Here is a 14,561-nt window from a genome sequence, read left to right as displayed (position 1 = left end):
AATGAAACAAAATGATTTCGTATTTTTCATGCGCTCTGTAATCTGTAACTTTGAGAATAACAATAATCACGGGACCGCGCATATATACAAAAACAGTTTAAATAGTTTTATCACATTTTGCCATAGCAGCACAATACCTTTCAGAAAAATAACACCGGAATTATTGAAAGGCTTTGAGGCATATTTAAGGCAAAAACAAAGGAGTTGGAATACAGTGTCTACATACTTACGTGCATTGCGTGCCACCTACAACCGTGCTGTCGATAAACATCTGGCTCCCTACATTCCACGCTTGTTCAAGCAGGTTTATACAGGAACACGGGCAGACAGAAAAAAAGCATTGAATATCAAAGATATGTCCCGGATACTTCACAGCTGGGATACGGATGAAATCCCCCACAGCCTTTCCCGTACGCACGGTTTATTCATTCTTATGTTTATGTTGCGCGGCTTACCTTTTGTAGATTTGGTGAACTTACACAAAAAAGACTTGAATGGCAACATTATCACCTACCGTCGTCGTAAGACGGGTAAACAACTAATCGTAGAAGTACCTCAGGAAGCACTAACCATTCTGGAGAAATATATGGATACAAATCCACATTCCCCTTACCTGTTTCCATTTCTGACCCATAGAGAAGGTACAGCAGAGGCTTATCATGAATATCAATGGACGCTACGCATATTCAATCAGCAGCTTTCCCTTCTGACAAAAGCACTTCAGTTAAAGACCCCTCTAAGTTCATATACCGCAAGGCACACATGGGCTACTCTGGCTTATTATAATGAAATCCATCCCGGAATTATTTCAGAAGCAATGGGGCATTCATCAATTACGGTTACTGAGACTTATTTAAAACCTTTTAATATTGAAAGAATAGATGCGGCAAACAGGAAAATTATCTCGTCAGTAATACACCTCAATCCATGAACTACTGACCTTATTACTTTGTAGGTAACAGAAGATATATATTGGTGCAAAGATTAAAATATTTTTCCTATGAACAAAATAATCATCCTATTTTTTTATCAAAATAATGGAATATAAATCAAAAATTAAGAATAGAGGAACATTTCACCCAAACTACTGAAAAATCAACCCCCTAATGTAAAAGAATAACATCACCATATTTATCCGAATAAATATGGACTACATAACTATTGCATTTACTTCCATGCAAACGATAAATCATTTATAAAAACAGCTGCTCAAAACACTTTAGAGCTCCTAATTTACCTTTTTTCTGTTACCTACAAAGTAACAGAGCTATAATCTGAAAACAACATTATTAACAGAAAAAGCAAAACAGGCAGAAGTTATGGTAACATGGTTTGGTAGTTTTTTATTTTCGAGCAACAGAAAGGAGTATATTAACATCGCAACTACATTTAATACTACTCCCTGGCGGGTTTATAGTCTTGCTCACAGATCCAGAGCCCGCAGTAGTAAAGAGGCTAAAATATTAACAGAGCTAAAAGAAAGAGGGATAATCACAACCGTCCGGCTCTTCTAAGCAGAAAAAAAGAAGATGCTTACATAGTCGGATGCATCTTCTTATCAATTCTATTTTAGTACTATTCGATTATATTTCTCAATACAAATCCAAAATGTTTCTCCCTATATAATAGAGATCCAACCTATACTATATTTCCTACCACTAACAGTACACTTGTATACATACAAACAGTAACTTTAATATGAAAAGAACTCAAGGATCGGAATATTAGAACATCCGGATGTTTCCCATAAGAACACCCGGATGTTTTCAGATACAACACCCGGGTGTTTTTAGCAAAAACATCCGGATGTTATGAATACAGTTAAAGCATACCAATATCCACATCACATTAATAAACAGCACATTAAATGTATGCATTTATAGACATAATAATATACTATTTTTATGTTTTAGATTATATGCTATGTGGATACCATTAGCAATTTCAGAAGAATAAATAAATGCAGAACAAAAAAATTCCACCTGTTATGAACTTTAAGGGAAGTAGCCGTTTCGTCCAAAACAGGTGGAAGAAGATAAACACTCTTGTTTATTCCATTTCCAATGTACCGAAGAAATCGGGGCGATGAAAATCTGGTTTCTCTATCTCGATAGGATTCCAGGAAAGGAAATGCGGAGTTTGAAGTTCGTCACCACATTTGTAGAAGTTCGCCTTTATTGTTCTACCATCCAATGAGGTTAACTGATGCTTAAAAAATGCAGTATAAGGAATGACCAAAGCAACCTCCCAGGTTACTTCTCCTACCTGTTCTTCAAAAGGCACACGACCAAGACTTGACCAACGCTGCACCTGAGCCGTTACATCTACCGGCGCATGCTCACGGTTATTACGCTGGGGACCGGCCCCTATCAAAACAGTCCCAATACAATTACATTCAATATTATAGTAGATTCCGTCGCCGGCAGGGATAGAAAAGAACTCCACACAGGAATCAGTCCACACCGAACCGTTATCTTCGCCATAGCGGGCACGCACGCTGGCCTCTGTTACTTTAAAATGCAGCAAAATGGCACTCTCTGTATGAGCTACCCGAAATTCTACTTTCGGACAATAAGGATATTCAGTCCAATTCACCTGATTAATAGGCTGGAATCCAATCTTTTCTTCATCCAGCAATTTAGGAAGTGAACTGACTTCCACGTTGGCTACACTAATTTTTTTTACTTTCATAGCTTCATGTATTTCTATAAGTCAAACAAAAGTAATATATTTGTGGTTAGTTTCACCTTAAACCCGGCAAAAAGTGAAAAAATTCATCCTTTTATTCTTAGTTATACTTAATACAGTCACCGTTCTTGCTCAGAAACAAAACATAACTTTCAGGCATCTGACTACTGATGACGGGTTATCTCAGTTTTCTGTGAACAGTCTCTATGTAGACGAAGAGGGGGGAATCTGGATAGGCACACGTGAAGGGCTGAACCGTTACAATGGTAATAATATAAAAACATTCAAACTACAGAAAAACAATCCTAACAGTTTGTTCTGTAATACCATTCTTCGTATTACAGGAGATCAGAAAGGAAAAGTCTATGTGCTATGTACGGAAGGTGTAGCCGAATTCGACCTTACGACGCAGAAGTTTACCACCTTATTGCAAGGAAAAGTCACAAGTATCTATTTTAACGAACGTCTTTTTATCGGTAAAAAAGACGAGGTATATGTATTCAACAAGGAGACACGGAATTTTGACCTTACCTACCACCTGGCTGGAAAAGACATCTCTATCGCTTGCCTCCATCTCGACGATAAAGGCAATCTGTGGATGGGAACCGAAAACAGCGGGGTATACAAACTTGACAAAAACAAAACACTCACCCACCCCATCGAAAAGGGAAACATAACAAATATTTACCAGGATTCTTCAAAAGAACTATGGATCGGAAGCTGGGAATACGGATTATATCACATCGACAGTGAGGGGATAATACACAATATGCGTCATGACCCGTCAAATCCCAATAGTGTTTCTTCTGATTTTGTCAGAGATTGTTGCGAGGACAACAATGGAAACATTTGGATCGGTACATTTAACGGGCTGAATCGTTATCAAAAGAGTAATGGTCGTTTTGACGTTTATACGGCAGGACATGAAACAGAAAGTCTCACGCACTCTTCTATCTGGTGCATTGTAAAGGACGCCCAGGGTACCTTGTGGCTCGGCACCTATTTCGGAGGAGTAAATTATTTCAATCCGGAATACGAAATTTACACCCGTTACAAAGCTTCCGATACGGAACGGGATGGCCTAAGTAGTTCTATCATCGGACGTATGATAGAAGATAAGGATGGAAATTTATGGATATGTACAGAAGGAGGCGGGGTAAATGTCTATTACCGAAAAGAAGGGACTTTCCGGTGGTTACGTCACGAAGAAGGACGCAACAGTATTTCGCACAATAACGTAAAAGCGATCTATTATGATGAAAAAGGTGAAAGAATGTGGTTCGGAACCCACTTAGGCGGACTTAATAAACTGGATTTACGTACAAACCGCTTCACTCATTACAGAATGAAAGAAGATGATCCGCACTCATTACCCTCAGACATCATCCGGGACATAACTCCTTTCCATGATCAACTCATTGTGGGTACACAAAACGGAGTATGCCTATTTGATCCGGAAACAGAAACCTGCCAACAACTCTTCAAAGACACCAGAGAAGGACAAGCTATTAAAATGGTAGCCGATTTATTTGTCGATAGGGACAGCACGCTCTGGATTGCCGCAACAGGCGAAGGCGTTTATTCCTATCGGTTTGACACGGATAAACTAATCAATTACCGGCATGATTCAACAATTCCGAATGATGTCGACAATCATACAAACAGTATCAGTAATAACAATGTAAACAGTATCATGCAGGACAGCCAGGGTAACTTATGGTTTTCTACATCCGGTAGCGGGCTCGATCTGTATCACAAGGAAACGGACAGTTTCGAAAACTTCGATATGCAGAAAAACGGACTATCCAGCGATTGTATCTACGAAATACATGAATCGTCTTTTGAGAAAAACTGCCTGCTGCTCATTACTAATCAAGGATTCTCCCAATTTGATGTTCCTAACCGAAAATTCCACAATTACAGTATTGAAAACGGATTTCCCTTAACTGCCGTTAATGAGAATGCATTGTACATTACCCGTGACGGAGAAGTATTCCTGGGTGGTGTACAGGGAATGATATCCTTTCACGAAAAAGCTTTGTTTTTTACTCCCAAATCATACAATATCCTTCTGTCGCGTCTTATCGTCAATGGAAAAGAGATTACTCCGGACGACGAAACCGGTATCTTGCAATACTCTTTATCCTATACTCCCGAGATTACCCTACAGGCGAATCAGAACATGTTTAGTATCGAATATACCACCTCAAACTATATTCCTGCCAACCGGGATAAAATACTTTATTGCCTCGAAGGGTTCTCCAATGAATGGAACAGCGTCCAACGCGGTCAAAACTTTATCACATATACCAACCTGAATCCCGGTACGTATACTTTTATAGTAAAGACTCAGCGGGAAGACATCAAAGCAGTCCGACTAAAGATCCATATTCTTCCGCCATGGTATGAAACCTGGTGGGCTTATCTTATCTATGTCGTATTTACAGGTAGTCTACTGCTATATCTTATTCAGGTTTACAAATCAAGAATCAGACTGCGCGAGTCTCTCAAATACGAGCAGAAACATATTGAAGACCTGGAATCATTAAATCAGTCCAAACTAAGGTTCTTCACCAATATTTCTCATGAATTCCGTACACCACTCACGCTTATTGTAGGTCAGATAGAAACGCTGTTGCAAGTACAGACGTTTACTCCAACTGTGTATAATAAAATTCTGAGGATTTACAAAAGCAGTTTGCAACTGCGCGAATTAATTGGAGAGTTACTCGATTTCCGTAAACAGGAACAGGGACATATGAAGATCAAAGTAAGCAGGCATAATCTGGTTACTTTCCTTTATGAAAACTATTTGCTGTTCTTAGAGTATGCCAGCAGTAAAAAAATCAACTTCAAATTTAAAAAAGAAGAAGAAGACATTGAAGTATGGTATGACCAGAAGCAGATGCAAAAAGTCATCAACAATTTACTCTCCAACGCATTAAAGCATACCAAGGAAGAAGACACGATCTCTATCTGTGTAAAAAAACAGAACGGAAATGCTGTCATCGTAATACAAGATACCGGTTCGGGTATTGATGCTGCCGAAATAGATAAAATATTCGACCGCTTCTATCAGACTGAGCAGCTTGACACTTTAGCAGTAGGTGCCGGAACTGGAATAGGACTGGCATTAACCAAAGGTATCATTGAGTTACATCACGGTACAATATCCGTAGAAAGTGAGAAAGGTAAAGGCAGTAGCTTTATTATCACATTAAAATTAGGCAACGGGCACTTTGAACAAGAGCAGATTTCCCTGAAAGAAGAGATCATACAACAGCAGGAACCCGCACAGCCGGGCACTGCCGCCATAATGGCAGAAGCTGCTTTAGACAACGACATCGTTCCGACTCACCCATCAGATACCAAGATGTTGATTGTAGAAGATGACGCATCTATTCGCGAGATGTTGGCAGAGCTCTTCCGGACTTTCTATCAGGTTATTACCGCATCGGACGGTGTAGAAGCATTGGAACTGGTACAAAAAGAGATGCCAAGTATCGTGTTAAGTGACGTGGTTATGCCCCGTATGTCCGGAACGGAATTGTGCAAACAGATTAAAGGCGAGTTTAACACCTGCCACATCCCGGTAGTTTTGCTTACAGCAAGAACTGCTGTGGAGCATACTGTGGAAGGATTGCGTCTTGGAGCAGATGACTATATCACAAAACCATTCAATATCAACATATTAGTTTCACGTTGCAATAATCTTGTTAATTCACGCATTCAGTTGCAGGAAAAGTTTACAAAGCAGCCCCAGGCATTTGCACAAATTTTGGCCACAAACCCTATGGATAAGGAGATGTTGGACCGTGCTATGGAAATTATAGAAAAATATCTGGATGATTCAACTTTCAATGTCAACACTTTTGCCCGTGAAATGGGAATGGCACGTACCAATCTGTTCAGTAAGTTAAAAGCTGTAACAGGACAAACTCCCAATGATTTTATACTAACCATCCGTCTGAAAAAAGGTGCCGTAATGTTACGAAACAATCCGGAGCTGAACATTACGGAAATCTCGGATAAAGTCGGATTCTCTTCATCCCGATATTTCAGCAAATGTTTTAAAGATGTATATCACGTCAGTCCGATGAATTATCGAAAAGGAGAAGAGGGAGAAGATGACGAAGAAGAAGAGTGATTAGTGGTTAATGATTAGTGATTAGTACCATACAGGAAAATTGCGCAGCCTACTAATCACTTATCACTAATCACTAACCACTAATCCCCCATCCCTAATCGCTTATCACTCCCCATTATGTACTTTTCTTGCCTTTATCCGTACAACATTATCCATTATCTTGTTTCATGAGGACTATCTTTGCACAATAGAAATCCTTAAATAATAAAAACCATGAAACAGGTATTGTATACTTTGCCTCTACTATCCGGTATCACTTTGATAACAAGTTGTGGAGTCAGTGCCCAAAAAGAAACAGGAAATAACAAACAACAGAAACCTAATATTATCTATATTTTTGCAGACGATCTTGGTATTGGTGATCTCAGTTGTTATGGGGCAACCAAGGTTAGTACCCCCAACATTGACCGACTGGCGGGACAAGGTGTACAGTTCACCAATGCCTATGCAACTTCCGCCACCAGTACCCCTTCCCGCTTCGGACTATTGACAGGTATGTATCCCTGGCGACAGGAAAACACAGGAATTGCTCCAGGCAACTCCGAATTAATTATTGATACTACTTGTGTCACAATGGCCGACATGATGAAAGACGCAGGATATGCCACTGGGGTAGTAGGGAAATGGCATCTCGGATTAGGTCCTAAAGGAGGAACCAATTTCAACAAACAGATATCTCCCAATGCACAAGACATCGGTTTCGATTATGAATTTGTGATTCCTGCTACTGTAGATCGGGTACCTTGTGTGTTCGTAGAGAATGGACGTGTAGTAGGACTCGACCCGAACGACCCGATTACAGTCAGTTATAATCACAAAGTGGGCAACTGGCCTACAGGTGAAGAAAATCCGGAGTTGGTTACACTCAAACCCAGCCAAGGCCACAACAATACAATCATTAATGGTATTCCCCGCATCGGATGGATGACAGGAGGAAAATCGGCTCTCTGGAAAGACGAAGATATAGCCGATATCATCACCAATAAGGCTAAAAACTTCATTTCACAACACAAAAATGAACCGTTCTTCCTGTATATGGGTACACAGGATGTACATGTTCCCCGCATTCCACATCCCCGTTTTGCAGGCAAAAGCGGATTAGGTACCCGTGGTGATGTTATTCTGCAATTAGATTGGACAATCGGTGAAATCATGAATACACTGGATAGCCTGAACCTTACAGAAAATACAATGCTAATCTTCACAAGCGATAATGGTCCGGTCATTGATGACGGTTATCAGGACCAGGCTCTCGAATTGCTGAACGGTCATACCCCTATGGGGATTTACAGAGGTGGCAAATACAGTGCTTATGAAGCTGGTACACGCATTCCATTCATCGTTCGCTGGCCGGCAGGTATCAAACCAAGTAAACAACAAGCCCTTTTCTCACAAATAGACGTTTATGCCTCTCTTGCTTCTTTACTGAAACAACCTTTGCGAAAGGGGGCAGCTCCCGATAGCCAGGAACATTTAAGAGTACTATTAGGTAAAGAAGCTGCCAATCGTGACTACGTTGTGCAACAGAACCTGAATAACACGCTTGCTATCATCAAGGGACAATGGAAATATATTGAACCCAGTGATGGACCGGCCATCGAGTACTGGACAAAAATGGAATTAGGCAATGATAAACGTGCTCAACTATACAATCTGTCATCTGATCCTTCCGAAAGACAGAATGTGGCAAACGAACATCCCAAAATAGTGCAAGAGTTATCTGCTTTATTAGAAGAAGTAAAGAAATAAATATCTTATTTTTAATACACAATTCATATGACAAAATACAAATCTATCAGAAATGGTATCTGTGCTACCATAATGGCGGTTACACCTATCCTGCTTTCAGCACAAATAGTGAAACATGACAGGCTTCTGTCTTTCGAATCGGCAGAAGTACCTTCATTTATTTCCGGTACAAACTCCGGCCTATCCATCTCCGACCAACATTATAAAGACGGTACGCACTCCCTGCAATGGAAATTCCAGCCAGGGAGCAGTATCACCATTGATAAAGATCTGAAATTCGAAAAAAAAGATCCGACAGGAGTTGATAAATATCTGTCAGTCTTTGTGGTATGGATATACAATGAGAAGCCAATAGGGCAAACTATGCAATTCGAATTTCTGAAAGATGGAAAAGTATGTACTTCGTTCCCTTTCGGATTGAATTTCCATGGATGGCGGGCTGCCTGGGTATCTTATGAACGGGATATGCAAGGGACCCCCGAAGAGGGAATGAACAAAATACGCATTACCGCTCCCGATGTTCCGGGCGAAATATTCATTGATCATTTGCTCACAGCCGCTAAAATGGATCATCGTTATCAAACAGCCGATTTACAAGTGCCGTTTGTTAACAAAGAAACGGGTAATCATTGGTTATTTGCATTAAAATATTCTCAATTAACTCCGGATATCCCACTGGAAAAGACGGTTAGTAACCTGCAACATAAGGAAATAAAAGTAATAGAAAATCGTCTGCGGGAAATAATATGTCCTCCAAGTGAAGTTACTCCGCAAACGATAGCTAACCTGCGCAAAGCATACGAATCCTACGGTATAACATACAAAGATGGCAAAGTTTCCGGACTTCCTCTTTTTTACGGACGTGCAGGCGAAGCTTACGAACGCATTCTGCCAGACTGGAAAGGAAATATAATGGCCGCTAATAACATGGAGGTTAGCAATTTCTTTAGCTTAATGAACAGAATCGCCGTGGCATATAACAATGCAATAAATCCTCAGGACAAAGATGTGCTCAAGCAAATGTTTATTACAATGTATGATCATATTACCGATCAGGGGATAGCATATGGCAGTTGTTTGGGTAATATCACCCATTACGGTTATAGTTTCCGTCCTTTCTTTACTGCCTATTTTCTGATGAAAGAAGTGTTCCGGGAAATAGGGAAACAAGAAGAAGCAGAAAAAGCAATGCTTTGGTATTCGACTGTAAACGATGTATATAATAAACCGAAAACAGCAGGTATCGATATCGATTTCTTCAATACACTCAGTACCGGGCGTATCGCCAGCATCCTGTTCATGGAAGATACTCCTGAGAAAGTACAGTATCTGAAATCCTACTCACGATGGCTCAATAATGGTTGTCTACCGGCTGAAGGGTTGAATGATGCCTTCAAAGCAGATGGTTCCGCCTATCACCATTGTAACAATTATCCGGCTTATGCAACAGGCGGTCTGACAGGAGCTACCAACATGATTTATCTACTGAGCCATACCGATTTTGCAGTATCAGAGCTGGCTCATCAGACAGTGAAAGAAGTACTCCTCACCATGCGTTTCTATTGTAACAAACGTAGTTTCCCTCTCTCAATGTCCGGACGTCATCCCAATGGGAAAGGAGAGTTAATCCCCGAGCATTATATTCTAATGGCTCTGGCAGGCTCCCCTGACCGGAAACAAGATATAGACACAGACATGGCCAATGCCTATTTACGCCTGACAGAAGCACCGTATAAATGCAACAAACGAGAAGAATCTTTCAGAAATCTATTTTCCGGTAAAGGATTTAGTCCGGAACAGGATCCCGAAGGGAATAAGGCAATGGGATACGCTTGTGTGTCCATACAACGTCGTTATAACTGGTCGGCAGTAGCCCGTGGGCATTCGCGTTATTTGTGGGCGGCCGAGCACTATCGCGGTGCAAACCTTTTCGGACGTTATCTGGCCCATGGTAGCCTGCAAATCATGACTGCTCCTCAGGGAGAAGAGGTATCGTCTACCAGTGGCGGATGGCAGGAAGAAGGTTTTGACTGGGGACGTATCCCAGGAACTACAGCCATTCATCTCCCGGTAGATCAGTTGGAAGCCAATATTCTCAATGTAGACGTGTTTTCGGGATATGAAGAAATGCTATATTCGGACGAAGTGTTTGCAGGAGGTATCTCACAGGAACACAGGAACGGAGCATTCGGAATGAAGCTGCACGAACATGATAAATACAATGGCTCACACCGCGCCCGTAAATCTTTTCATTTCTTTGACGAAGTGATTGTGTGTCTTGGCTCGGATATTGAAAATACAAACAATGAATATCCTACAGAAACAACCATCTTCCAGCTTGCAGTAAAAGATAATGCCGGACATAACTATTGGAAAGATTATCAAGGCAACGGAAAGTACTGGATAGATCCCATCGGAACAGGTTATTATGTTCCCGTCGCTGCCAAGTTCGAAAAGAATTTTCCGCAATACTCACGTAAGCAAAATACCGGAGAGAAAACCGAAGGAGACTGGGTATCACTGACTGTCGATCATGGCAAAGCACCCAAAGGAGGCTCCTACGAATATGCGATTCTTCCGCAGACAACCCAAACAGAGATAAGCAGTTTCGCTAAAAAGCCATCTTATAAGGTACTTCAAAAGGATCGTAATGCACATATCGTACGCGATCTGAAGAGTAATACTACCTCTTATATCTTATTTGAAACTCCGGATGTGTTGCCGAAAGGCCTCATACAAAAAGTAGATACCTCCTGCCTCATCATGTTACGTGAGCATAAGCAGGAAGCCGTACTTACCGTATGCCAACCCGACCTGGCACTCTATCGGGGTCCTTCGGATGATATATACGATGAACAGGGAAAACGCATCGAACGCAGTATTTACTCCCGTCCCTGGATAGGAAATCCAAGCCAATCGATCCCCGTCCGTATCGAGTTAAAAGGCAAATGGGAAATCGATGAAACTCCCGGGTGTAAGACTGTCTCTTCGGATACTAAAAAAACAGTATTAGAGTTTACCTGTACAGATGCAGCAAGCCTGGAAGTAAAACTTCATAAGAAATAAAACGAAGGAGATTAAAGTATGAAAAACAGCATTCTATTTATTATATACCTTTTGTTGGGAACTACAATGTACGCCCAAACATTGCAAGAGGTACAACAAAAGAAAATAAAGTCCCAAAATCCATTATTCCGGAAGCTTGGAAAAGCTTATAAAGCACCGGCCTTCGAATGTGAAGGCTGGTGGGTATGGGGAAGTTCTGTCATTAAAGGAGATGACGGTAAATACCACATGTTCGTATCTCGTTTTCCGAAATCCCTTCCTTTTCATCCGGGATGGATGGTGGCATCGGAAATTGTACACGCCACCAGTGATGTTCCACAAGGACCTTATAAACTATCAGACATCGCGTTGGCAGAAAGAGGGGCACAATACTGGGACGGACGTTCGGCACATAACCCACGTATCTTAAAAGAGGGAGATACTTATTATCTGATTTACATGGGATCCACTCACCCCTTCGATACGCCTACTGCAGAACAACTTACCTTGGAAAGTCCGTGGTGTATAGTAGCCCGTAGCAATAAAAGAGTGGGTATTGCCAAATCCAAATCTCTCTACGGTCCGTGGACACGCCTTGACGAACCTATCCTAAAAACCAAGCCCAATACTTTTTATAGTTTTCTGACGTCAAACCCTTCTCCTATTGTAGAAGAAGATGGTTCGGTTACAATGATATTCAAAGCCCGGGAATACATCGGTAATGACAAATACTCCGATATGGCTTTAGGAATTGCCAAAGCAAAGCATATAGAAGGTCCTTATGAAGTACAGAACAGCAATCAGCCCATCTTTCAGGTAAACGGTCAGGGAGAGGCAGAAGATCCGTTCTTATGGAAAGACAAAGATGGATATCACATCATCTTTAAAGATCATGTAGGAAAATACACCATCGAGGCCAAAGCCGGAGCTATGGCACACTCAAAAGATGCGACTCACTGGACAGTAGATAAAGACGCACAGGCCTACTCCAAAACATTGGAATGGGAAGATGGTACAGTAACTACCCAGGGGCAACTGGAACGCCCCTTCATCTTTTTTGAAAACGGCAAACCTGCTTATATATTCTTTGCAACGATGGATGGCCCCGGAGGATTTGAAAATGCAACACGGTCATGGAATATGGTAATTCCGATTATGAAATAAGTAAGTATAAAAAGGAAACCGGTATTCCTGCTCTTTCCCTTATCCTTTTCATACTTATGAGAGTCAGGAATAAAACTTGCTTTTCTTCCTGAAAGAAGTTCTCCTTCTTATAGGATGAACTATAACCACAACTTTTGGTTGTATAAACAAAACTTTTAGTTATATAATCAAAACTTTTGGTTTTATAACCGAAAGTTACGGTTATAGATTTATTAGGAAGAAAGATATCTTTTTATTGGGAGAAAATACTTTATTTTCAGGAAGAAAAGAGAATTATTATTGAAAGATGATGGTGAGAGAAAATAGATATAAATAAAATGCCTGACCGATAAACAAGCCTGCTTAAAAAACATAACTTGTGACAGCTTTCTCAGAAAGAGAGGGTAAAAGTCAAAAGCCGGACCAAGCTATCCGTAGGTCTCTTTAGAAACACAGATGAACGCAAATTAACGCAGATTTCATTCAATCTTTGCGTAAATTCTAGCGTTCATCTGCGTTTTTATAATGGCTAATTTTACTTTTGATATACCCTCATCATTCGTCTTATTGCGTACTAAGTTATTGTTTAATCATTACTAAATAATAGTTATTGTTTTCATATCTAATTACTCAGTTTCCAAGTATCACCATTCCATTTATAAACTCCCTGTTCTAAATTTCGAAAATCATTCAAAAAGAAATCTATTTGTTGTTTTTGAACATTTTGATAATCATTCCACCATTCTGTCATAACATCAATCTTACTATTTTTTTCTCATAACTGTATATCCCGAATTATATTTACTATTCATCAACGATGAACTTTATTCCATTTACATTATAATTTTAAACTATTCTGTATAAAACGGATTAAATCGACTTTCTATCACAAACTCTGACTGATGGCGACCTGATGTCTTCTCAATAAATAGACTTTGGAAAACTGCTACCGAATCATTCCTATTTACTAAAGCTTTCTTTTCTAAATATAATGTATCTGCTCCAAGAAATCCAACATATATATACTGATTGAGAAAAAGAAAAACTATGCAAAGAATCATCTAAAATTAATTTATCGTCTATTTTTAATTAAATATCCACTGCTGGGCACTTAGTCCCAGCAGTGATTTGGTATAAGACCTTCTACCTCCTCAATTTTAATAGATCTAATGCTGTGCTTTCCGTCTATATTCTATAGCAACATTTAGTATTTCATTTATAGTTTCTTTATCTTCGGTATTTTTCTTCAAGATTTCCTCTATATTTGATTTTGAAATAATTATATCTTGAATTAATTCGTCTATTAAATACCAATCATCATCTGACATACTTTCTTTCTCATCTAATGTTGCAATTCGTGCCCATGCATCTAAATTACCATCATACTTTCTATATATTAAAATTTTCTTTTTATTAATCATAATTATTCCACTATATGATATCAACGTCTTATTTGAATTCTTTTACTTGTATAAGTTTTCCACTTTTATCACAATATTTCCATCCACCATACTCTCGTGAAAAATCAAATTCAGGAATTTCTCCCTCAGAGCATAAAAGTAGTCCCTCGCTTTGGATATTTCCATTAGGATAATAGAAAACGGAATAACATTTATAATCAGAAGTATATATTTTCTGATCCCCTTCATTTATAATTGAGATTGTATTTTTTGAAAAAGAATGAGAAACCATCCACAAAATTCCTATATTCTCAAAATAATACCATATCCCACACATTTTATCATCTTGATATTCACCAAAAACAAGAAGTTTTCCTTGAGAATTATAT

8 protein-coding genes are annotated in these 14,561 nt (G+C 39.7%); 5 read left to right on the top strand and 3 right to left on the bottom strand.

Going from position 1 to position 14,561, the window contains the following annotated elements:
• The first annotated feature begins 1 nt into the window (after position 1).
• Positions 2-931, top strand: a complete 930-nt coding sequence (locus K8P02_RS19265; protein ID WP_002558664.1) for a tyrosine-type recombinase/integrase — start codon at positions 2-4, stop codon at positions 929-931.
• A gap of 1,118 nt (positions 932-2,049) precedes the next feature.
• Here K8P02_RS19265 and K8P02_RS19260 read toward each other — a convergent pair.
• Complete coding sequence (locus K8P02_RS19260) at positions 2,050-2,691, bottom strand: carbohydrate-binding family 9-like protein (protein WP_002558649.1); 642 nt, start codon at positions 2,689-2,691, stop codon at positions 2,050-2,052.
• Between the two features lie 73 nt (positions 2,692-2,764).
• Between K8P02_RS19260 and K8P02_RS19255 the strand changes: the two genes are divergently transcribed.
• The 4 genes from K8P02_RS19255 (at position 2,765) to K8P02_RS19240 (ending at position 12,793) form a co-directional block, all read left to right on the top strand.
• Positions 2,765-6,835 (top strand): hybrid sensor histidine kinase/response regulator transcription factor, encoded by a 4,071-nt coding sequence (locus K8P02_RS19255; RefSeq protein WP_007483336.1) that lies wholly within the window; start codon positions 2,765-2,767, stop codon positions 6,833-6,835.
• Between the two features lie 213 nt (positions 6,836-7,048).
• Positions 7,049-8,584, top strand: a complete 1,536-nt coding sequence (locus K8P02_RS19250) for a sulfatase-like hydrolase/transferase (RefSeq protein WP_002558647.1) — start codon at positions 7,049-7,051, stop codon at positions 8,582-8,584.
• 27 nt (positions 8,585-8,611) lie between these two features.
• Complete coding sequence (locus K8P02_RS19245; RefSeq protein ID WP_394373196.1) at positions 8,612-11,650, top strand: chondroitinase family polysaccharide lyase; 3,039 nt, start codon at positions 8,612-8,614, stop codon at positions 11,648-11,650.
• 18 nt (positions 11,651-11,668) lie between these two features.
• Positions 11,669-12,793 (top strand): glycoside hydrolase family protein, encoded by a 1,125-nt coding sequence (locus K8P02_RS19240; protein WP_025866572.1) that lies wholly within the window; start codon positions 11,669-11,671, stop codon positions 12,791-12,793.
• Positions 12,794-13,938: 1,145 nt separating this feature from the next.
• On the opposite strand, the gene K8P02_RS19235 is transcribed toward K8P02_RS19240, so the two are convergent.
• Positions 13,939-14,193: a hypothetical protein gene (locus K8P02_RS19235; RefSeq protein WP_155921394.1), complete on the bottom strand. Its 255-nt coding sequence runs from the start codon at positions 14,191-14,193 to the stop codon at positions 13,939-13,941.
• A gap of 28 nt (positions 14,194-14,221) precedes the next feature.
• The gene (locus K8P02_RS19230; RefSeq protein ID WP_025866569.1) at positions 14,222-14,509 is read right to left on the bottom strand and encodes a hypothetical protein; all 288 of its coding nucleotides are present in this window, start codon (positions 14,507-14,509) and stop codon (positions 14,222-14,224) included.
• Between the last annotated feature and the right edge of the window lie 52 nt (positions 14,510-14,561).

The sequence above is a fragment of the Bacteroides nordii genome (assembly GCF_019930665.1).
Taxonomy (GTDB): domain Bacteria; phylum Bacteroidota; class Bacteroidia; order Bacteroidales; family Bacteroidaceae; genus Bacteroides; species Bacteroides nordii.
This window is presented reverse-complemented; position numbering and strand designations above follow the sequence as displayed.

Excerpts from the sequence above, each read along its gene's own strand:
- K8P02_RS19265 (WP_002558664.1), top strand. The coding sequence starts at position 2 with ATGAAACAAAATGATTTCGTATTTTTCATGCGCTCTGTAATCTGTAAC.
- K8P02_RS19260 (WP_002558649.1), bottom strand. The coding sequence starts at position 2,691 with ATGAAAGTAAAAAAAATTAGTGTAGCCAACGTGGAAGTCAGTTCACTT.
- K8P02_RS19250 (WP_002558647.1), top strand. The coding sequence starts at position 7,049 with ATGAAACAGGTATTGTATACTTTGCCTCTACTATCCGGTATCACTTTG.
- K8P02_RS19245 (WP_394373196.1), top strand. The coding sequence starts at position 8,612 with ATGACAAAATACAAATCTATCAGAAATGGTATCTGTGCTACCATAATG.
- K8P02_RS19240 (WP_025866572.1), top strand. The coding sequence starts at position 11,669 with ATGAAAAACAGCATTCTATTTATTATATACCTTTTGTTGGGAACTACA.
- K8P02_RS19235 (WP_155921394.1), bottom strand. The coding sequence starts at position 14,193 with ATGATTAATAAAAAGAAAATTTTAATATATAGAAAGTATGATGGTAAT.
- K8P02_RS19230 (WP_025866569.1), bottom strand. The coding sequence starts at position 14,509 with ATGTGTGGGATATGGTATTATTTTGAGAATATAGGAATTTTGTGGATG.